At 66.4% G+C, this 18,666-nt stretch carries 23 protein-coding genes; 6 read left to right on the top strand and 17 right to left on the bottom strand.

What is annotated here, in order from left to right; translation table 11 throughout:
- Position 1: 1 nt before the first annotated feature.
- Positions 2-913 carry a rod shape-determining protein MreC gene (gene mreC / locus ABD729_RS12850; RefSeq protein ID WP_344710880.1) on the bottom strand — a complete coding sequence of 304 codons (912 nt, stop codon included), beginning with the start codon at positions 911-913 and terminating at the stop codon, positions 2-4.
- A 15-nt stretch (positions 914-928) separates the two neighbouring features.
- Positions 929-1,975: a rod shape-determining protein gene (locus tag ABD729_RS12845; protein WP_168069655.1), complete on the bottom strand. Its 1,047-nt coding sequence runs from the start codon at positions 1,973-1,975 to the stop codon at positions 929-931.
- A gap of 112 nt (positions 1,976-2,087) precedes the next feature.
- Here ABD729_RS12845 and mutL point away from each other — a divergent pair, with 112 nt between their 5' ends.
- A complete protein-coding gene (gene mutL / locus ABD729_RS12840) occupies positions 2,088-3,845 on the top strand; it encodes a DNA mismatch repair endonuclease MutL (RefSeq protein ID WP_344710875.1) in 1,758 nt (585 codons plus the stop codon).
- Positions 3,846-4,014: 169 nt separating this feature from the next.
- On the opposite strand, the gene ABD729_RS12835 is transcribed toward mutL, so the two are convergent.
- From ABD729_RS12835 to ABD729_RS12785, 11 genes are all read right to left on the bottom strand, one after another.
- The gene (locus ABD729_RS12835) at positions 4,015-5,391 is read right to left on the bottom strand and encodes an MFS transporter (protein ID WP_344710873.1); all 1,377 of its coding nucleotides are present in this window, start codon (positions 5,389-5,391) and stop codon (positions 4,015-4,017) included.
- Positions 5,392-5,652 (bottom strand): hypothetical protein, encoded by a 261-nt coding sequence (locus ABD729_RS12830; RefSeq protein ID WP_344710870.1) that lies wholly within the window; start codon positions 5,650-5,652, stop codon positions 5,392-5,394.
- Positions 5,653-5,701: 49 nt separating this feature from the next.
- Positions 5,702-6,085, bottom strand: coding sequence for a nuclear transport factor 2 family protein (locus ABD729_RS12825; protein WP_344710868.1), 384 nt, complete (start codon positions 6,083-6,085; stop codon positions 5,702-5,704).
- A 35-nt stretch (positions 6,086-6,120) separates the two neighbouring features.
- Complete coding sequence (locus ABD729_RS12820; RefSeq protein WP_344710866.1) at positions 6,121-6,699, bottom strand: DUF4126 domain-containing protein; 579 nt, start codon at positions 6,697-6,699, stop codon at positions 6,121-6,123.
- Complete coding sequence (locus ABD729_RS12815) at positions 6,696-7,160, bottom strand: DUF805 domain-containing protein (protein ID WP_344710864.1); 465 nt, start codon at positions 7,158-7,160, stop codon at positions 6,696-6,698. The genes ABD729_RS12820 and ABD729_RS12815 overlap by 4 nt, the downstream gene beginning before the upstream one ends.
- Positions 7,161-7,162: 2 nt before the next feature.
- Positions 7,163-8,347 carry an acetyl-CoA C-acyltransferase gene (locus ABD729_RS12810; protein ID WP_344710862.1) on the bottom strand — a complete coding sequence of 395 codons (1,185 nt, stop codon included), beginning with the start codon at positions 8,345-8,347 and terminating at the stop codon, positions 7,163-7,165.
- Between the two features lie 51 nt (positions 8,348-8,398).
- Positions 8,399-8,854 (bottom strand): MaoC family dehydratase, encoded by a 456-nt coding sequence (locus ABD729_RS12805; RefSeq protein WP_344710861.1) that lies wholly within the window; start codon positions 8,852-8,854, stop codon positions 8,399-8,401.
- A 104-nt stretch (positions 8,855-8,958) separates the two neighbouring features.
- The gene (locus tag ABD729_RS12800; RefSeq protein WP_344710859.1) at positions 8,959-9,195 is read right to left on the bottom strand and encodes a hypothetical protein; all 237 of its coding nucleotides are present in this window, start codon (positions 9,193-9,195) and stop codon (positions 8,959-8,961) included.
- Positions 9,196-9,286: 91 nt separating this feature from the next.
- Positions 9,287-9,592, bottom strand: a complete 306-nt coding sequence (locus ABD729_RS12795; protein WP_344710857.1) for a hypothetical protein — start codon at positions 9,590-9,592, stop codon at positions 9,287-9,289.
- Positions 9,593-9,594: 2 nt separating this feature from the next.
- Positions 9,595-10,686, bottom strand: coding sequence for a mechanosensitive ion channel family protein (locus ABD729_RS12790; RefSeq protein ID WP_344710855.1), 1,092 nt, complete (start codon positions 10,684-10,686; stop codon positions 9,595-9,597).
- Between the two features lie 49 nt (positions 10,687-10,735).
- The gene (locus ABD729_RS12785) at positions 10,736-11,845 is read right to left on the bottom strand and encodes a DNA topoisomerase IB (RefSeq protein WP_344710853.1); all 1,110 of its coding nucleotides are present in this window, start codon (positions 11,843-11,845) and stop codon (positions 10,736-10,738) included.
- A 38-nt stretch (positions 11,846-11,883) separates the two neighbouring features.
- On the opposite strand from ABD729_RS12785, the gene ABD729_RS12780 reads away from it, so the two are divergent.
- A complete protein-coding gene (locus ABD729_RS12780; RefSeq protein WP_344710851.1) occupies positions 11,884-12,417 on the top strand; it encodes a type 1 glutamine amidotransferase domain-containing protein in 534 nt (177 codons plus the stop codon).
- A gap of 23 nt (positions 12,418-12,440) precedes the next feature.
- Positions 12,441-12,941: a hypothetical protein gene (locus tag ABD729_RS12775; protein WP_344710849.1), complete on the top strand. Its 501-nt coding sequence runs from the start codon at positions 12,441-12,443 to the stop codon at positions 12,939-12,941.
- Here ABD729_RS12775 and ABD729_RS12770 read toward each other — a convergent pair.
- Entirely contained in the window at positions 12,938-13,270 is a 333-nt protein-coding gene (locus ABD729_RS12770) for a hypothetical protein (RefSeq protein ID WP_344710847.1), read from the bottom strand. The genes ABD729_RS12775 and ABD729_RS12770 overlap by 4 nt on opposite strands.
- Positions 13,271-13,538: 268 nt before the next feature.
- Between ABD729_RS12770 and ABD729_RS12765 the strand changes: the two genes are divergently transcribed.
- Positions 13,539-14,177 carry a S24 family peptidase gene (locus ABD729_RS12765; protein WP_344710846.1) on the top strand — a complete coding sequence of 213 codons (639 nt, stop codon included), beginning with the start codon at positions 13,539-13,541 and terminating at the stop codon, positions 14,175-14,177.
- On the opposite strand, the gene ABD729_RS12760 is transcribed toward ABD729_RS12765, so the two are convergent.
- Complete coding sequence (locus ABD729_RS12760) at positions 14,174-14,353, bottom strand: hypothetical protein (RefSeq protein WP_344710845.1); 180 nt, start codon at positions 14,351-14,353, stop codon at positions 14,174-14,176. The two genes, ABD729_RS12765 and ABD729_RS12760, sit on opposite strands and share 4 nt — an antisense overlap.
- A gap of 112 nt (positions 14,354-14,465) precedes the next feature.
- Here ABD729_RS12760 and ABD729_RS12755 point away from each other — a divergent pair, with 112 nt between their 5' ends.
- Both ABD729_RS12755 and ABD729_RS12750 read left to right on the top strand, forming a co-directional pair.
- Positions 14,466-14,672 carry a hypothetical protein gene (locus ABD729_RS12755; RefSeq protein ID WP_344710844.1) on the top strand — a complete coding sequence of 69 codons (207 nt, stop codon included), beginning with the start codon at positions 14,466-14,468 and terminating at the stop codon, positions 14,670-14,672.
- Positions 14,673-14,717: 45 nt separating this feature from the next.
- The gene (locus tag ABD729_RS12750) at positions 14,718-16,139 is read left to right on the top strand and encodes an amino acid permease (protein WP_344710842.1); all 1,422 of its coding nucleotides are present in this window, start codon (positions 14,718-14,720) and stop codon (positions 16,137-16,139) included.
- On the opposite strand, the gene ABD729_RS12745 is transcribed toward ABD729_RS12750, so the two are convergent.
- Positions 16,133-17,086 (bottom strand): PilZ domain-containing protein, encoded by a 954-nt coding sequence (locus tag ABD729_RS12745; protein WP_344710841.1) that lies wholly within the window; start codon positions 17,084-17,086, stop codon positions 16,133-16,135. The genes ABD729_RS12750 and ABD729_RS12745 overlap by 7 nt on opposite strands.
- 125 nt (positions 17,087-17,211) lie before the next feature.
- On the bottom strand, positions 17,212-18,630 hold the full coding sequence (gene glnA, locus ABD729_RS12740; protein WP_344710840.1) for a type I glutamate--ammonia ligase: 1,419 nt from the start codon (positions 18,628-18,630) through the stop codon (positions 17,212-17,214).
- Between the last annotated feature and the right edge of the window lie 36 nt (positions 18,631-18,666).

The raw sequence follows: 18,666 nt of genomic DNA, 5'->3' as shown, positions 1-18,666 counted from the left end.
CCTAGTCGCCCGACTTTGCCGGTGCGGCGGGATCCTGCTCGTCGGCGGGCTGCGCCGATTGCGGAAGCGCGGCCTCTTCATAGGGACGCTCGACAATAGCGAAGCTGACCTTCGACGGGTCAGCCAGCGGCAGCGCGATCGCGCCATCGTCGTCGAGGCGGATGACGATGGCGAGCGGCACGTTGGGCGGATAAAGGCCGCCGGTGCCCGAGGTAACGACCAAGTCACCGCGCCGGAACGGATTGCGGCCGACTTCGAGCGGGCGAAGGTCGATCGTACCGTCGCCGCGCCCGGTCGCGATCACCGGCTGCCCGTCGCGCAAGAGCCTCGCGGGAACGATGTTTGCCCGGTCGGACACCAGCAGGACCCGGCTGGCAAGCGCGCCGACATCGACCACTCGGCCAATCAAGCCCTGCGCACTACGCACCGGCATGCCGAGGCGCACCCCGTCGCCGCTTCCGGCGGTGATCACCGCGTAGCGGCGCTCGCTTTCGAGGCTGGAGCCAACGATGCGGCCGGTAGCGACGGCGACCACATCTTTCTCGCGAAGCGCCAGCACGGCTTTCAGCTGCTGGTTTTCCTGGAAGATGGCGCGGGCCTGGATCGACTGCCGGCGCAGCTTGCCATTCTCCTCGCGGAGGTCCGCATTCTGCCGCGCGGCATCCCAGTAATTGCCTGCGCCGCTGAACAGGCCGCCGACAGTGTCGGTGACGCTGCGGAAAGCTCCGGTCACGGGTGCGGTCACGTCCAGCGCCGCGCCCCGCACGCCCGCGTAGGCACCCGGCGCGACCAGGCTGAGCGCAAGCAGGGCAAGACCGATCAGCAGCCCGGCGATGGCCGCCAGGAAGCTGAAGAACAGGCCATATTGCGCTCGCCTGGACCAGCCCGGGCGCGCGCTCAGCGGCGGCGCCACAGATCCCCCTCCCGCTTACGCGGTCTGCAGCACGCCGCGGAACTGCTCTTCCTCGAGCGCGCGGCCGGTGCCGAGTGCAACGCAGGTGAGCGGATCCTCAGCGACCGTGACCGGCAGCCCGGTCTCGTCGCGCAGCACTTCGTCCAGCCCCTGGAGCAGCGCGCCGCCGCCGGTCAGGACGATGCCCTGATCGCAGATGTCGGCCGCCAGTTCAGGCGCGGTATTCTCGAGCGCGATGCGGACGCCTTCGACGATCGTGCCGACCGGCTCCGAAAGCGCTTCGGCAATCTGGCCCTGGTTGATCGAGATTTCCTTGGGCACGCCGTTGACGAGGTCGCGGCCCTTGATGTGCACGGTCTTGCCGATGCCATCGACGGGAGGCTTGGCGATGCCGACTTCCTGCTTGATGCGCTCGGCTGTCGCTTCGCCGATCAGCAGGTTGTGGTTGCGGCGGACGTAGGACGAGATGGCTTCGTCCATCTTGTCGCCGCCGACCCGCACCGAGGTGGTGTAGGCAAGGCCGCGCAGCGACAGGACGGCGACTTCGGTGGTGCCGCCGCCAATGTCGACGACCATCGAGCCGACCGGTTCGGTCACCGGCATATTGGCGCCGATCGCGGCGGCCATCGGCTCCTCGATCAGGTAGACCTGGCTTGCGCCGGCATTGGAGGCCGCATCGCGGATTGCGCGGCGCTCGACGCTGGTGGAGCCCGACGGCACGCAAATCACGATCTCGGGAAAGCGCAGGGCGCGCAGTTTTCCGCCACCGTGCACCTTATGGATGAAGTGCTTGATCATCTGCTCGGCGACATCGATGTCGGCAATCACGCCGTCGCGTAAGGGGCGGATGGCCTCGATCTGATCGGGCGTCTTGCCCATCATCAGCTTGGCGTCTTCGCCGACGGCCTTGACCTTCTTGACGCCGTTGATGGTCTCGATCGCGACGACCGACGGCTCATTCAGGACGATGCCGCGTCCGCGCACATAGACGAGCGTATTTGCCGTCCCGAGATCGATCGCCATGTCATGGCTCATCCACTTGAACCAGCGCGTCCAGAACATGCCCGCCCACTTCTTGCAAAAAAGGGTTTAAGTCCAGCGGCGTAACAGCCGTTTAATCGGTGGATTGAACAGTGTCTCGCTCGGCATCCGCGATTGGGCTAGAGCCTCCCTTATGTCAATAAGAAGGCTGCCCTCGGCGCTGGTCGATCGTATCGCCGCGGGCGAGGTCGTGGAACGCCCGGCGAGCGCGCTGAAGGAGCTTATCGAGAACAGCCTCGACGCGGGCGCCAGCACAGTCGGTATCCGGCTTTCCGGTGGTGGTACGGCCCTGGTCGAGGTGACCGACGATGGCTCGGGCATGAGCCCCACCGACATGGCGCTAGCGGTGGAACGGCATGCGACATCGAAGCTTCCCGACGAGCGGATCGAGGCCGTGGTGAGCTTCGGTTTCCGCGGCGAAGCCCTGCCGTCGATCGCAAGCATCGCTCGCTTCACCCTCGAAAGCCGCGAACGGGGCGCTGACGGCTGGCGGCTGGAGATCGATCACGGCGTCCGCGCAGGCGAGGGGCCAGCGGCGCTGCCACCGGGTACGCGGGTCAGGGTCGACGGCCTGTTCGACCGGGTACCGGCGCGGCGCAAGTTTCTTCGCTCACCCCGGGCGGAATATGCCGCCTGCCTCGATGTGGTGCGGCGGCTGGCGATGGCACGGCCCGACGTCGCCTTCACCCTCGAACATGATGGGCGACGGGTGCTGTCGGTCCAGCCTGCCTCGCTTCCGATCCGGGTCGCCGAATTGCTCGATCCAGGTCTTGCCGAGAACGGGCTTCCAATCGACCTTCGCCGCGGCGAGCTAAGCCTTGGCGGCGTAGTCAGCCTGCCGACCTTCACCCGCGGCGCGGCCGACCAGCAATATCTGTTCGTGAACCGTCGCCCGGTGAAGGACCGCCTGCTCGTGGGGGCGCTTCGGGCCGCCTACCAGGACCTCATCGCCCGCGACCGCTCGCCGATCGTAGCCCTGTTCCTCGAACTGCCGGGGAGCGAGGTCGACATCAACGTCCACCCGGCCAAGACCGAAGTCCGCTTCGCCGACCCGCAGGGGGTGCGCGGTCTGATCGTCGGCGGGCTGCGCTCGGCGCTCGACCAAGCCGGGCATCGAAGCGCTGCGCGGGTGCAGGCGGCAGCGCCGGTCCGGTGGACCAGTGAACTGGATGTGCAGGCCTTCGTGCCACCGGCGAGCGGCAGCTATCGACCCGCAGCCTATGCCCCGGCGACCTACGTGTCCGAATCGCATGCGCTGTTCAGCGCGGCTCCGGCGGCCCGCGCCGAACCGGCCGCGGCCCCCGTCACCGACCACCCGCTCGGCGTCGCGCGCGGGCAGGTGGCCGGTACCTACATAGTCGCCGAAGCAGAGGACGGGCTGGTGATCGTCGACCAGCATGCGGCGCACGAACGGCTGGTGCTCGAACGGCTGAAGCGCGGCGCGGATGGTGGGGGGGTGGCGATCCAGGCCCTGCTCCTGCCGCAGGTCGTCGAGCTCGACGAGCCAGAGGCCGACCGCATCGAGGAAGCCGCCGCCGAGCTTCTCCACTACGGCCTCGATATCGAGCGCTTCGGACCCTCGGCGATCCTTGTCCGGGGTACGCCCGCGCCGCTCGGCCAGCTCGACACCGCAGCGCTGGTCCGCGACCTTGCGGCGGAGATCGCGGAGCTTGGCGGACCGCAGGCGCTGAAGAGCCGCCTCGACCTCCTCGCCGCGACCTTCGCCTGCCACCACAGCGTGCGCGCCGGCCGCGTGCTGTCGGTGCAGGAAATGAACGCCCTCCTGCGCGAGATGGAGGTCACCCCGCACAGCGGCCATTGCAACCACGGCAGGCCGACCTGGGTGAAGCTTGCGCATGGCGATATCGAGCGCTTGTTCGGTCGCCGCTAACCTCTTGAAATCAGGCGAGGCGGGGCCATTTTCCCGACATCGTCAACAAGCGAAAGGAGGTGGTCAGATGTCTCATTGTCCCAAGTCGGTGAGCCCTGCCTCCAGTTTTGAGGTAGTTGCCTAACGGCTCGGTTCACCGAGCAAGACAATGGAAAGGCCGTCGGCGCTTCTAGGCTCCGGCGGCCTTTCTTGTTGGCGCGATCGAGAAGAAGGCCGCCGCGCCTGCCGCGATACTGACGGCGGCACCGACCAGGAGCGCGGTGTGGAACGCCCCGACCAGCGCCTCGCCCTCGGACATCAGCACGGCGCCCAGCAAGGCCGTGGCGATCAGCCCACCGGTCCGCGCCACCGCGCTGTTGAAGCCGCTGGCGGTGCCCGCGTGCCGCTGGTCGACCGCCGACAGGACGGTGGTGGTGAGCGGCGCCACGGCCAATGCCATCCCCGCCGCGAGGACCACCACGGCCGGCAGAACCGTGAGGGCATAGCCTCCGGTGGCGTCGATCCGGGTCGCAAGCGCCATCCCCGCCGCGACGACCAACGGGCCGGCGGTCAGCGGAACCCGGCCGCCGATCCTGGCCGCAAGCTTGCCCATCAGCGGAGAAGCCAGCGCGATGACGATCGCCAGGGGGGTCATGGCGAGCCCGGCCTCGAGCGGCGAATAGCCGGCCGCCTCGATCAACACGTAGGGCAGGAGCAGCATCACCGCGCCGAACGCGCCGTAGAGGAGGAAGGTGAGGAGGTTGGTGCCGGCAAAGCAGCGGTTGGTGAACATCGAAAGCGGCATCATCGCCTTGTCGCCGCGCCGCGCCTCGACCCACAGGAACAACCCCAGCAGCGCCGCGCCGCCAAGGCTAAGCGCAAGGATCAGCGGATCGACGGTCATGCGCACAGACCACAGGGTAAGGCCATAGGTGACGCCGAGCAGGCCGAGGGTCGCAAGCAGGGCGCCGGGAAAATCGGTCCTTGCGGCGTCCTCGTTGCGGCTTTCCGCGGCGAAGCGCTCCGCGATCAGGATCGCGCCGCCGGCCAGCGGCAGGTTGATGTAAAAGATCGCCGGCCAGCCGACGTGATCGACCAGCCAGCCGCCGATCAGCGGCGCGACAGCGGCCGCGGCGGCGCCGGACGCCGCCCAGATGCCGATCGCGCGGCCACGTTCTTCGCCTTCGAAGGTCGCGTTCAGCAGGGCAAGGCTATTGGGGAGAAGCAAGGCGGCGCCGATGCCCTGCAGGATCCTGCCGACCAGCAGCCATCCAAGCCCGGGCGCGAGCGCGCAAAGCAGGGACGCGGCGGCGAACAGGCCGGTGCCGATCAGCAGCAGTCGCTTGCGGCCATGCTGGTCGCCGAGCGCGCCGCCGAGGAGGAGCAGAGCCGACAAGGGCAGGAGATAGGCGTTCACCACCCACTGCACGTCGCTCGCGCCCGCGTCGAAGCTGCCGCGGATCGTCGGCAGAGCGACATTCAGCACCGAACCCTCGACGAAGCTCAGGCTGGAAGCGAGAATGCAGGCGGCGAGGGTCCAGAGTGGATGCGCCGCCCCGGCCTTCACTTAGGCATCGTCTTCGGCATCGGCGATGCTGGCTTCGACCATGCGGGTCCAGGTCGCCGGATCGCCGACGCTGGCGCCCGAAGCGTCGGTCTCACGAATGGCCTTGAGAACGGCGAGCGCCTGGTTGCGGTGCTTCGGCCAATGATGGTCCACATGCGCCGATGCCGACACCTCAGCGCCCTCGGCATTGGCGCTATGAGCCGATCCGCACAATACGCGGGCGATCCGCTCGACGAGGCTGGTATGGCCGCCTTCCGGCATCAGGCATCTCCGTTGGTTTGCAAGTGCAATGCGCGGGGAACGGTTCGGTTCACCCGCCGGTCGCAACAAGCCATTCGTGCGTGTCGGTGAATTGCTCGACATGGCTGATGCGCTCACCGTCGACCGTGATCAGATGCGCGAAGCGGATGGCGAGCGGACCGGCGACGGTGTGGCCGCGGTAGGTGCCGAGCGACAGGACGCGGTCGGAGCCGATCGCAAGCAACTCATCAGGGTTGACGCTGAAGTCCTGCACGTCGCTGGCGATCGCTCCGAACACGGCCGGACCAATCTCGGACAGTCCCTGGTAGGTGCCGCCATAAGGCCCTCCGCGCGCCTCGATCCAGTAAGTGTCGCCAAGGAGGCGCTCAAGGACGCTCATGTCGCCGGCGGCAGAAGCGGCGTAAAGCGCTCGCACCGTATCGATCGCCGTCATTCTTCTCTCCTGCGGGGGTGAGGAAACGCGGATGCTTACGATACAAGACGGCGCACAAAACGCCGTGCGGAAAGGATCAGCCACAGGCTGGCGAGCACCAGGATCAGCGCGATCAAGGCCGCGGCGACCGGGTTGGCGATGGCGAGCGCGAGCAGGCCGGCGGTGGCGACATCCTCGCCGGTCGAGACGATCATGTTGCTGACCGGTTCGGGCGAGGTGTTGACCATTACCCGGGTCGCCGCCTTGCCCGCATGCGACAGGAACGCCGCGCCGCCGCCGAGGAGAAAGGCGCTGACCTGCCAGACGGGATCGCCCGGATCGACGATCGCCAGTGCCAGCAGCGCTCCGCCGAGCGGGCGGATCGCGGTGTGGATGCCGTCCCACAGGCTGTCGATGAAGGCGATCTTGTCGGCGAAGAATTCGAACAGCGCCGCGGCGCCCGACAGGACCAGAACCCATGGATTGGCAAGGACGTCTAGCGCGACCAGTTTGTCGGGAAGGTCGATCCAGCCGAGCCGCATGGCCAGGCCGGTGACGAAGGTGACGAGGTAAAGCCGCCAGCCGGCGAGCAGGCTGGTCGAGGCCGCGAGGGCGAGAAGTTCGACCCCGCTCACGCCAGCCGGCGGTCCGGGCCGAAGCGGTCGGCGGCGGCGCGGACAGGCACGAGGAAGCCGATGAACAGAAGGGACGGTAGCGGCGCCACCAAGACTTGGAATAGGGATCGTCCTTCCACGGCAAGGCTGAACGCGACCAGGACTCCGAACAGCGCGAGGGGAAGGCGGCCATCGACGCCTAGATCATGGCCGCGACGCACCAGCAGCGCCGGGATCGGCAAGATCATCAGGACCTGTGAAATAATCCCGACAGCCAGGAGGACCGCGCGTTCAGGCGCGAAGGCCGGTCCCGCCGCCATCAGCAGAACTACACTGCCAAGTCCAAGCAATGGGCAAGCGGCGGAATAGGCCATGACCTCCGTCCGTCGTGCACGCCCGTGGAAGACGAACGACTTGCGCGCGGCCGCGCCGGCGAGGGCCCAAAAACCCTCTTCCGTCCTGCGGGACGCGGCCGCGCTCAAGCTCAGAAAACCTCGAACAGGCCCGCCGCGCCCATGCCGCCGCCAACGCACATGGTGACGACGACATATTTGGCACCGCGGCGCTTGCCCTCGAGCAGGGCGTGGCCGGTCAGGCGCGCGCCGCTCATGCCGTAGGGGTGGCCGATCGAGATGGCGCCGCCGTTTACGTTGAGAAGCTCGTCGGGAATGCCGAGCTTGTCCTGGCAGTAGAGCACCTGCACCGCGAACGCTTCGTTCAGCTCCCACAGGCCGATGTCCTCGACCTTGAGGCCGAAGCGGCCGAGCAGCTTGGGCACGGCATAGACCGGGCCGATGCCCATCTCGTCCGGCTCGGTGCCGGCGACCGCCATGCCGACGTAGCGGCCAAGGGGGGTGAGGCCCTTCTGTTCGGCAAGCGTCGAATCCATGACCACGCAGGCCGAAGCGCCATCGGACAGCTGCGAGGCGTTGCCGGCGGTGATGATCTGCTCGGGGCCCATCACGGGCTGAAGCTTGGCGAGATCCTCGATCGTGGTCTGCGGGCGGTTGCCCTCGTCCTTCGCGAGGGTGACCTCCTGCATGGAAGTTTCGCCGGTATCCTTGTTCTTGACCGCCATGCGCGCGGTGACCTCGACGATCTCGTCGGCGAACACTCCGTTCGCCTGCGCGGCGGCGGTGCGCTGCTGCGAGCGGAGCGCATATTCATCACAGCGCTCACGGCTGATGCCATAGCGATTGCCGACCACTTCGGCGGTCTGGATCATCGGCATGTAGACCGCATTGTGCATCGACAGCAGTTCAGGGTCCGAACCGACCCGCATTTCGGGAGTCTGGACGAGGCTGATGCTCTCGACGCCGCCGGCGACGCAGACGTCCATGCGGTCGACGATGACCTGCTTGGCGGCGGTAGCGATCGCCATCAGGCCGCTCGCGCACTGGCGGTCGATCGACATGCCGGCAACTCCGACGCCCAGCCCGGCGCGAAGCGCGGCGGTGCGGCCGATGGTGGTCTGCACGCCCTGCTGCAGCGCGGCGCCGATCACCACGTCCTCGATCTCTTCATTGGCGATGCCCGCGCGCTCGACCGCGGCGCGGATGGCGTGGGCGGTGAGGGTGGGGGAGGGCGTCGCGTTGAAGGCACCGCGATAGGCGCGGCCGATCGGGGTGCGGGCGGTGGAGACGATGACGGCGTCGCGGACGGTGGACATGAAAGCTCCCGGGTAGAGTGAGTCGGATTTGGCCTTAGCGAGGGACTGGGCTCAAGCGAAGACCTGCCCGATCCAGAGCGCGTTCAGGGCAGGCTTGTCCTCGCCCTCGATCTCGACCGTGACATCGTGCGCGAACTGATACTGGCCGGGGCGCTTTTCGTCGAAGCTGACGAGGGTGAAGCGGCCGCGCACGCGCTTGCCGGCGCGCACGGGGGAGAGGAAGCGGACCCGCTCAAACCCGTAATTGACCCCCATCCGGGTGTTCTCCGGCACCAGCATGACGTCGGTCGCCATGCGCGACAGGAGCGACAGGGAAAGAAAGCCATGCGCGATGGTGCCGCCAAAGGGCGTCTGCGCGGCCAGCACCTCGTCGACATGGATGAACTGATGGTCTTCGGTGGCGTCGGCGAAATGGTTGATGCGGTCCTGCGTGACCTCGATCCAGTCAGAGGTGCCGAGCTCGCTGCCGACCCTGGCCTTGATGGTATCGATGCTGGCGACGGGCATGGGCTTCCTCTTGGCTGGCGTGAGCCCCGAAGGAAGAAGAAGCGCGGCGCGGGGTCAACCCCGGCTAGGACAGATAAATGATGTGCGGCCAGCGAAACCCGCGCTCAGCGGCGGCGGTAACGGCGGCGGGCGATGGCCGGGGCGAGCTTCGGCGGCAAGATGAAGCGGCCGATCGCCGAGCGAAACTGGAAGGTGAGCACGATCATCGCCATCAAGGTGGCCCAACCGATCAACCGCGAGGACAGACCGAACCGTCCGGCCATGAGCGTGGCGACGACCGACACGCCGAAGATCACGGCGATGAGGGAAAGGGCGATGAGGATGCTTCGTGAGTTCTGCACGCCGCTTTATCGCTTCACGGGGCAGAACGGTTCCATTGCCCGGGCGATGGGGCGAAAGGAGGTATGGCGCGCGCCTAGCCCTATCTCGTCGTCAGCGCCGGACTGGCGCCTCGATCTTGACCAGGGCGACAAGGGCGATCGGTGGGAAAAGTGCCTTTAACAACAGACCGCCGGCGCTGGACCAGACGCCCATCACCACCGGGATCTGGAAGCCGACATGGAAAAAGAGGTGGCCCGGCGCGCGGGGATCGAGGCCGAAGCCGATGACGCCGAACAAGGATCCGATCAGCCACAACGGCTTCCACGCAAGATCTCCCGCCTGGATGATGCGAAGCACCGCCCAGGCGCTGATTACGGCGCACAGCAGGGCAACTCCGACGACGAAGAGGGTCGCCATGGTCACTGCGGCTGGGCTGGCGCCGCGTAAGGCATGACCAGCCGACCGTCGGGCGCGGCGGTGAACGTGGTCTGGGTCGGATAGGCGAATTCGATGCCTTCCTCGGCAAAGCGGCGGAGGAGGGCGATGATGATCGCCGCGCGCTTGGCGAACAGTACGTCGGCGTCGAGCCCAACGTGACGGAACAGCAGCTCATGATCCAGGCTCGATGCGCCAAAGGCGACCAGCACGCAGCGGTGGAGGGTGCAGCCGGGCTGCGCCTCGACCACCTCCCTGGCGATCTGGGCAACCCGCTCGAGCTTGTCCGACGGGGTCTGGTAGGTGAGGCCGAACCGCAGCGTCTCCTGCCGTTCGTGACCTTCGGCGAGATTGCGGATCTCGCGCTCGAGTAGCTTGGTGTTGGCCATGATCACCCGCTCGCCGGTCAGGCTGGTGAGTCGCGTGGTCTTGAGGCCGATCTTCTCGACCGTGCCGGTGGTGGTGTCGAAGCGGATGGTGTCGCCGCGCCGGAACGGCCGGTCGAACAGGATCGCAAGCGCGGCGAACAGGTCGGAGAAGATGCCCTGCGCGGCAAGGCCGATGGCAATGCCGCCGATGCCGAGCCCGGCGACGAGCGCGGTGACGTTGACCCCGAGATTGTCGAGAATGACGATGATCGCGATCGCGAACACCGCGACGCTGACCAGAACGCGGATGACGCCCATCGCGTTGCCGAGCGTCGTCTCGCCCGGACGTTCGCCGACCCGGGTTCCGATCACCCCCAGGATGAGCTCGCGCGCCCAGATTGCAGCCTGAAGCGCGAAGGCGATGATGAAGGCGACATTGCTCAATCGCTCGATGCGGGCGGGCGGGCCGGCATAGTTGAGGACGATGTCGATCGCCGCGATCGCCATGAAGGCAAGGCTGGTCTTGCTGAGGACCCGCCCGATAACGCCCGACCAGCCAAGGGTGCCGGGATCGCGCCGGACCATCCGGTGACCGATCGCACGGGCAATGATCATCAGCCCCACGAGACCCACTGCGACGAGGGTCCCGACCAGCAGTGCCTCGCGGCTCTGCCACAGCCAGTCGGTGAGTTTCTGAAGCTCCGTCATGCGGCGGGTGGGATGGCGGGGGCGATCGAGAGGGTCAAGCCTCGCGCGGTCAGGCGGCGGCCTGCGCCACCTCGTCGACCTTCTTCATCGAGACGTTGGCGGCGGCGACCACCCTGTCGATCTTCTTCTCGGCGGTCCTGGTGGGGCGCTTCTTCTTTCCGCCCATCAGCCAGTCGAGCAGCCCGACCTCGGCGCTCGACAAATATTTGCGGGCGCGCGGACGGCTGAGCTTCCCGAGCGGAAGCTTGGGATTGTCGCGAGCAGCATCGATCAGCTTAGGATGGACGTAGGACTTGCGGCTGATCGCCGGGGTATTGCCGAGCGCTTCAGCAACAGGCTCGAGGACGGTCTTAAGGCTGATCTTGCGGACCTCCTCTTCCTGCGCGGCGAGCATCTGGTCGAAGGCGATCACGCTCGCGCCCCAGGTGCGGAAGTTCTTGGCCGTGAAATCGCCGCCGGTCGCCTCGCGGATATAATCGTTGACGTCCGCGCTGGTCACCGGACAGGCCTCCCCGTCCTCGCTCATATATTGGAACAGGTTCTGGCCCGGAAGGTCGGCGACCTTGCTGACGATGCGCTTGAGCTGGCGATCCGAGATCGGCAGTTCGCGGGTGATGCCATGCTTGCCCTTGAAGCGGACGAGCAGCTTGTTGCCGCTCTTGCGGACGTGCCTTGTCCGAAGGGTGGTCGCACCAAAGCTCTTGTTGGCCTTGGCATATTGTTCGTTGCCGATCCGGATGTGCTCGGTATCGAGCAATCGGACGACCGCGGCGAGGACCGCTTCCCGGCTGGTCGCCTTGGCCTTCAGGTCCTCCTCGACCTGCTTGCGCAGGCGCGGCAAGGCAGCGCCAAACTCGATCGTGCCGAGATATTTCTTCTTGTCCTGGCGGCCGCGGAAATCGGGATGATAGCGATATTGCTTGCGCCCGCGCGCATCGCGGCCGGTGGCCTGGATGTGGCCGTTGGGAAAGGGGCAGTACCAGGCGTCGGTATAGGCCGGCGGCAAGGCGATGGCGTTGAGGCGATCGATTTCGTCGCGGTCGGTGATGCGGCTTTCGTCGGCCGCGAAATAGGCCCATTTGCCTTTGATCTGGCGGCGGCTGATGCCGGGCTGGTCGTCGCAGGAGTGGCGAAGGCGGGAGGGGCTCTGGCGTTCCATCTTGCGGTGAAGCGCCGCAGCCGTAGAGGTTGTTCCGCATGGGTACCAAAGTCCTGATCATGGCGTCGAACGGGTTCGAGCAGGACGAACTGTTCGTCCCCTTGGAGCGGTTGAGGGCCGCAGGGTGCGACGTCGCGCTCGCGGCGCCATCGCACGCACCGATCCGGGCGACCATCCTCGACGATCCGGGCGCGTGGATCACACCCGACCTGACGATCGCCGAGGCGTCGGCCGACGCGTGGGATGCGCTGTTGCTTCCGGGGGGGCTGATCAATCCCGATCACCTGAGAACCAACGCGCAGGCGGTGGCGCTGGTGCGGGCGTTCCTCGATGCGGGAAAGGCCGTCGGCGCGATCTGCCACGGGCCGTGGCTGCTGGTCGAGGCGGACGGGGTGCGCGGCAAGCGCGTGACGGGCTGGCGATCGATCCGGACCGACCTTCGCAATGCCGGCGGGCTGGTCGAGGACGGTCCGGTGATGAGCGACGATATGCTGGTCACGGCGGTCGGCCCCGAGGACAGCGCGGCCTTTGCGGACGCGCTGCTGGCGGCTGCGCGGCTAAGGAAGGCCTAACCTTTTTCCGCTAGGCAGGGGTCATGGACAGGGGCGGGGACGAACTGATCGGCTGGAGCATCGACGGGATTGCGGCGGCGCTGCTCGGCGCTGCGGTGGGTGCCTGTCTGCTGATGCTCGGCCTTCCGCGCGAAGCGGTCATGGCAGGACCGGCGGCGGGCCTTGCGGCGCTAGCGGCGCTGCGCATGGTGCGACCAGAACCGCGAAAGTTCAGATTGCGCTCATTCGCCCTCGACGGGTTCGACGCGGAAGAGGCCGCCGACGTGCTCGACCTCACCGACGTGCTCGACATCGCGCCGCTGGAGCTCGAGGACGTTCTGCCGCAGGCCGACGAGGACAGCCGGGTGGTACAATTGTTCGCGCCGCGCGCTTTCCCGACACCGGGCGAACTGGCCCGCCGGATCGACGACCACCTCGGCCAGGCCGGGGAGGAGAGCCGGGGCGGCAAGGTCCTCGAACTTGAGGTCGATGCCGCCGCTGCGCTCCGCCAGGCGCTTGGAGACCTGCGCCGAAGCCTCGCTTAGTCGTCGAGGGTCAGTGCCTCGATCTGCACTTCGACCTTCCCGTCCTCGCGCAGGGTCGGGCATCCCACTACCTCGATATCGGCGACGAAACCGCTGGGCATGCTGAATTCGGCGTCCGATAGCCCGGCCAGCCACAGGCTTGCGAAGCGCTGCGGTTCGGGCCCGCCGATCGCAAAGGAGGCGGTATGACGCTCCCCTTCAAGCGTGAGAGAATACCAGTCGGTAGTCGTCCAGTTGATGAGAAAAATCCTGTTGCAGTCCTCGCCGGCGCGCTGCAAAAGCAGTCGCAGGAGAACATTGGCATAGGCCGTCATCCGCGGCCGGTTCACTTTTCATTCCCCAGAAAAGCTTTCACCTTTTCAATAGTTTCGGGCCGCGGCTCACGGCCCCGACGCATATCGAACACGAATCGAGGATCCCCCATGGCTTCACGGCCAAACCGGGCTGCGCTCACATTCCTGGCGTTAAGAAAACGCTCAACGTCCCTTAGTAAATACACTTTTCTGTTCCCCGCCAAAAGCGACTCGGCAAAAACAGATTTTCCAATTTGCTTCCTACATGTCTAGGCACAATCCTATGGTCGATAGGAACTTAACTATGGATGCGCGGCAGGTGCTCGAGCAGCTCTGTGAAGAGCGTGGGCAGGATTATGCCAGCCTGTCGCGGCTGATCGGCCGCAACAGCGCCTATATCCACCAGTTCATCCGGCGCGGGACACCGCGACGCCTGCCGGAAGCCGAACGCCGCCTGCTGGCCCAGCATTTCGGCATTGCCGAACAATTGCTTGGCGCGGACGCGGGTGCTGCGGCGCCGACCGGGCTGACCCCGATCGCGCTCCTCGACCTGACCGTCTCGGCGGGACCTGGCAGCGTCGCCGGGAGCGAGCAGCCGGTGGCGCAGATCGGGTTCGACCCCGCCTGGCTCAACCGGCTGACGCCGGCCGGTGCCGAGGAACTGAACCTCGTGCAGGTGCAGGGCGATTCGATGGCGCCGACGCTGCTGCCGGGAGACGACATCCTGGTCGATCGGAGCGACGACGTGTCGCGGGTGCGTGACGGAATCTACGTGCTGCGGATGGAAGACAGCCTGCTGGTCAAGCGGCTGACCGTGCATCCGGTTACCCGTCGGGTGACGGTACAGTCGGACAATCCCGCTTATGCCGACTGGCCCGACCTCGCGCTTACCGACATCAATCTCATCGGCCGGGTGATCTGGACCGGGCGGCGCGTCGCCTAGGCGCGGTCGCGGCGTACGAACCACAGCAGCAGGGCGAGGAGGGCGGCAATCGCCACCCCGCCGATCGCACCGAGGCTCGGCTGGTCGATGGCGATGCCGACGGCCGCCCCGGCGATGAATCCGACGAGGAGGAGTAACCCGCCGGCATAAGTGAGTGAGGAACCGTCACGCTGCATCTCGGCTCCTTAGTCCAGCGTTCACGGCCGGCCAAGACAACAGATAGGGTGAACGAAGCATCAAGCCTGTTTGGTGGGCGCTCGTTGGGCGTTGCGGGCTTAAGCGGTGGCCATGGTGACCTACATCGCTTCGCGTGACGCCCTCGACGATGCCAACCAATTGATCGATCGCTTCGGTGCCGATGCCGCGCTGGAGGCGGCCGTACGGGCGGAAGGAGCCCGCGATCGCGGCAACGTGCTTCGCTTCTGCCACTGGCGGCAGATCGAACGGGTGATCGTGACACTGGCAAGCGACGAGATAGTCGGCACGATCCATTGATGCGCGGGCGTTGACGGGGGCGCCGGCTTCCGCTTCGCTGGCGCAATGAACAACTGGACCTACCGCAAGAGCGCTTTCTCCCGCGACGACCTGCCCGAGCATCATCGACTGGCGCGGACCTTGTCGTGGCCTCACCTCGTCGCGCTGGGGGTCGGAGCGATCGTCGGCACCGGCATTCTCACCCTGATCGGGGTCGGGGCGGGCAAGGCCGGGCCGGCGGTGATTCTGAGCTTCGCCATCGCTGGCCTGATCTGCGCCTGCGCCGCCCTGGCCTATGCTGAGGTGGCGACGATGATCCCGGCGTCGGGATCGGCCTATACCTATTCCTATGTCGTGTTCGGCGAGCTCATCGCCTGGATCATCGGCTGGAGCCTGATCCTCGAATATAGCCTGGTAGTGAGCGCGGTGGCGGTTGGCTGGTCGGGCTATGTCACCGGATTTCTGGGCAGCCTTGGGTGGGCGATGCCCGTCACCTGGACCGCAGGGCCGCATGCGGGCGGCATTCTCAACCTCCCGGCGATCCTCATCATCGGCCTCGTCGCGTCGATGCTGATCGCTGGCACACGAGAGAGTGCGACGCTGAACGCGGTGCTCGTGCTGGTGAAGATGGCCGCGCTGGCGCTGTTCATCGCGGTCGCCCTGCCGCACTTCCAGAGCAGCAATTTTGAACCTTTCATGCCGTTCGGCTTTCCCCGTTCGGGCGCGAGCGGGAGTGAAGTGGGGGTGATGGCGGCCGCCGCGATCATCTTCTTCGCTTTCTACGGCTTCGACGCAATCGCCACCGCGGCGGAAGAGGCCAAGAACCCGGCCCGCGACTTGTCGATCGGTATCGTCGGATCGATGATCGCCTGCGTCGCCATCTACATGGCGGTGGCGGCCGCGGCGATCGGCGCGCTGGCCTACACCCGCTTCGCCGACAGCCCCGAGCCGCTGGCCTTGATCCTGCGCGAGATCGGATCGGGCTGGGCGGCGCAGCTGCTTGGCGCCAGCGCGGTGATCGCGCTGCCGACGGTCATCCTCGCCTTCTTCTACGGGCAGAGCCGGATCTTCTTCACCATGGCCCGCGACGGCCTGCTCCCCCAGCCGCTGGCACGGGTGTCGAGCCGGGGGAGCCCGGTTCGCATCACCCTGTTCACCGCCGCCGTCGTTGCGGTGATCGCCGGGCTGTTCCCGCTCGACGAGATCGCCGCGCTCGCCAACGCCGGCACGCTGGCTGCCTTCATCGCGGTCTGCGCGGCCATGCTGGTGCTGCGCTGGCGCGAACCCGACACGAAGCGGACCTTCCGAGCCCCGGCGGCGATGCTGATCGGCCCCCTCGGCATCCTTGGCTGCCTGTACCTGTTCTGGAGCCTGCCGCAGAAGACGCAACTCTACTTCCTGCTCTGGAACCTGATCGGGGTGGTCGTCTACGTCGTGTGGGCGCAGCACCAGGCGGCCCGCGCGCGAGCGGGAACCGCGGCTCAGTAGCGGCGAAGAATGCCTTTGCGGCGCTGCCCAGAGGTGGAGGACGGGCTTCCCGCCCGGCTTTTCCAAGGGTGGTTATCCTGCGCGAGGTTGCGGAGGTAATCGGGCGCGACCCACGCGCTCGTGGCGACCTGCGGCCTGGCGGCAGCCAGCTGGCGAAGGTCGAACTGCCCTTGAAAGCGAAGGCCAGCCGCGTCTCCATGAACCCAGCGGACGATCGCGAAAATGGTGCCGGCGTCACCGAGGTCGAGCAGCAGTTCGGCGCCGACACGTAGGGCGAAGCTGCATTCGACCAACGCGCCGCTTGCCGAAATATTGCGCAGGCGGACGTGATGGGTCCCATGCTCGAAATGGATCTGGCCCGACCAGATGAGCGGATGGCGGCGCTCGCGATCGACCATGTCGAGGCGGTCGTCGTCTTCGGGTGCAGAAGCAGTCGGAAAAGGCGCGTCAGCGGATTTCAGGACGGGAGCCGTGTCGGCCGCGAATTCGGGAAAGGTGCGGGAGACGACGGCGCGAAGGATCGCGGCAAGCTCGCCGGCATCGGTCTCGATGCAGGTCTCCTGCGCGAATTCAAGGCCGTGACGGTTCGCCCGGACCCAGCGCACCGCGGCCTCGACCTGGCAGCCGTCGGCAAAATGCAGCTGGACGAGGTCCCATAGCCTGAGGTCGCGTGCCCCCTCGATCATGGCGCCGCCGCCCGACACATTGACCAGCGTCACGATCTGCGCCTCGCCCTTCAGGACCAGTTCGACTTGCTCGTTATCAAGCCGATGGCGGTCATTGTCGCGGTGGTTGGCGAGGCGGACTTCCTCGCGGACGATGTCGATCGTCGCGAAGCTCTCATCTTCGGCGGCGCGAGTCGGCAGCGCACGCCGAGGCCGCTTCGAGCGAAGCAGCGAGCTGTTGAGCGGGCTTTGCGCCCTATCCCTATCCCGGAAATTCTTCATGCTTGCTCGCCACCCGTCGCCCTGAGAGAGGGTGGATGGTGCGGCAGCACGGTTAGGGGCGACTTGCGGTTTTCTCCATTGCGGTGGCACCGCCCTGCGAGGTGCAAGGCGGTGCCGCGAGACGATCAGCTCGAATAATACATGTCGAACTCGACCGGGCTCGGCGTGGTTTCCCAGCGCATCACCTCGTCCCACTTGAGTTCGATGTAGGCCTCGATCTGGTCGGCGCTGAAGACGTCACCCTTGAGGAGGAAGTCCATATCGGCCGACAGGCTGGTGAGCGCTTCACGAAGCGAACCGCAGACGGTCGGAACGCTGACCAGATCAGCGGGCGGCAGGTCGTAGAGGTTCTTGTCCATCGCCTCGCCCGGGTGGATGCGGTTCTGGACGCCGTCGAGGCCGGCCATGAGGATCGCGGCATAAGCCAGATACGGATTGGCCATGGCGTCGGGGAAGCGGAACTCGACGCGCTTGCTCTTCTCGCCCGTGCCATAGGGGATGCGGCACGAGGCCGAACGATTGCGGCTGGAATAGGCCAGCAGCACTGGCGCTTCGAAGCCCGGGACCAACCGCTTGTAGCTGTTGGTCGTCGGGTTGGTGAAGGCGTTCAGCGCACGGGCATGCTTGATGACGCCGCCGATGAAGTAAAGCGCGGTGTCGGACAGACCTGCATAGCCGTTGCCCGCGAACAGGGGCTTGCCGTCGCTCCACAGTGAGAAATGGGTGTGCATGCCCGAGCCATTATCCTTGGCGATCGGCTTGGGCATAAAAGTCGCGGTCTTGCCGTAGGCGTGGGCGACCTGGTGCACGACATATTTGTAGACCTGCATGCGGTCGGCGGTCTCGACCAGGGTGCCGAAGGTCAGGCCGAGTTCGTGCTGGGCGGCGGCGACCTCGTGGTGGTGCTTGTCGCACGGCAGGCCCATTTCGAGCATGGTCGAGACCATCTCGCCGCGGATGTCGACGGCGCTGTCCACCGGCGCGACCGGGAAATAGCCACCCTTGGCGCGGGGCCGGTGCGCCATGTTCCCGCCTTCATACTGGCGGCCGGTGTTGGTCGGCAGTTCGATGTCGTCGAGGTGATAATAGCTGCCGTTGTAATCGTCGCCGAAGCGGACGTCGTCGAACATGAAGAATTCGGCTTCCGGGCCGACGTAGGCGGTGTCGGCGATGCCGCTGGCCTTGAGATAGGCTTCGGCGCGAGTGGCGGTGGAGCGCGGGTCACGCGCGTAAAGTTCGCCGGTCGCCGGCTCGACCACGTTGCAGCACAGGATCATCATCGGGGTGGCGCTGAACGGATCGATGTAGGTCGCGCCAAGATCTGGCATCAGGATCATGTCGCTTTCGTTGATCGCCTTCCAGCCGGCGATCGACGAACCGTCGAACATGAAGCCGTCTTCGAGCATGTCCTCGTCGATCGCGCCGGCCGCCATGGTGAGGTGCTGCCACTTGCCCTTGGGATCGGTGAAGCGAAGGTCGACCCACTCGATCTCCTCCTCCTCGAGGCGTTTCATGATGCTGGAGGCGGTCACCTTGTCGGCCATGAGAGAATCGTCCTTGAGCTGGGATGAAGTACGCTG

This window comes from Sphingomonas humi, from assembly GCF_039536725.1.
Classification (GTDB): Bacteria; Pseudomonadota; Alphaproteobacteria; order Sphingomonadales; family Sphingomonadaceae; genus Sphingomicrobium; species Sphingomicrobium humi.
This window is presented reverse-complemented; position numbering and strand designations above follow the sequence as displayed.

Excerpts from the sequence above, each read along its gene's own strand:
- ABD729_RS12845 (WP_168069655.1), bottom strand. The coding sequence starts at position 1,975 with ATGTTCTGGACGCGCTGGTTCAAGTGGATGAGCCATGACATGGCGATC.
- mutL (WP_344710875.1), top strand. The coding sequence starts at position 2,088 with ATGTCAATAAGAAGGCTGCCCTCGGCGCTGGTCGATCGTATCGCCGCG.
- ABD729_RS12830 (WP_344710870.1), bottom strand. The coding sequence starts at position 5,652 with ATGCCGGAAGGCGGCCATACCAGCCTCGTCGAGCGGATCGCCCGCGTA.
- ABD729_RS12825 (WP_344710868.1), bottom strand. The coding sequence starts at position 6,085 with ATGACGGCGATCGATACGGTGCGAGCGCTTTACGCCGCTTCTGCCGCC.
- ABD729_RS12810 (WP_344710862.1), bottom strand. The coding sequence starts at position 8,347 with ATGTCCACCGTCCGCGACGCCGTCATCGTCTCCACCGCCCGCACCCCG.
- ABD729_RS12805 (WP_344710861.1), bottom strand. The coding sequence starts at position 8,854 with ATGCCCGTCGCCAGCATCGATACCATCAAGGCCAGGGTCGGCAGCGAG.
- ABD729_RS12795 (WP_344710857.1), bottom strand. The coding sequence starts at position 9,592 with ATGGCGACCCTCTTCGTCGTCGGAGTTGCCCTGCTGTGCGCCGTAATC.
- ABD729_RS12790 (WP_344710855.1), bottom strand. The coding sequence starts at position 10,686 with ATGACGGAGCTTCAGAAACTCACCGACTGGCTGTGGCAGAGCCGCGAG.
- ABD729_RS12785 (WP_344710853.1), bottom strand. The coding sequence starts at position 11,845 with ATGGAACGCCAGAGCCCCTCCCGCCTTCGCCACTCCTGCGACGACCAG.
- ABD729_RS12780 (WP_344710851.1), top strand. The coding sequence starts at position 11,884 with ATGGGTACCAAAGTCCTGATCATGGCGTCGAACGGGTTCGAGCAGGAC.
- ABD729_RS12775 (WP_344710849.1), top strand. The coding sequence starts at position 12,441 with ATGGACAGGGGCGGGGACGAACTGATCGGCTGGAGCATCGACGGGATT.
- ABD729_RS12765 (WP_344710846.1), top strand. The coding sequence starts at position 13,539 with ATGGATGCGCGGCAGGTGCTCGAGCAGCTCTGTGAAGAGCGTGGGCAG.
- ABD729_RS12760 (WP_344710845.1), bottom strand. The coding sequence starts at position 14,353 with ATGCAGCGTGACGGTTCCTCACTCACTTATGCCGGCGGGTTACTCCTC.
- ABD729_RS12755 (WP_344710844.1), top strand. The coding sequence starts at position 14,466 with ATGGTGACCTACATCGCTTCGCGTGACGCCCTCGACGATGCCAACCAA.
- ABD729_RS12750 (WP_344710842.1), top strand. The coding sequence starts at position 14,718 with ATGAACAACTGGACCTACCGCAAGAGCGCTTTCTCCCGCGACGACCTG.
- ABD729_RS12745 (WP_344710841.1), bottom strand. The coding sequence starts at position 17,086 with ATGAAGAATTTCCGGGATAGGGATAGGGCGCAAAGCCCGCTCAACAGC.
- glnA (WP_344710840.1), bottom strand. The coding sequence starts at position 18,630 with ATGGCCGACAAGGTGACCGCCTCCAGCATCATGAAACGCCTCGAGGAG.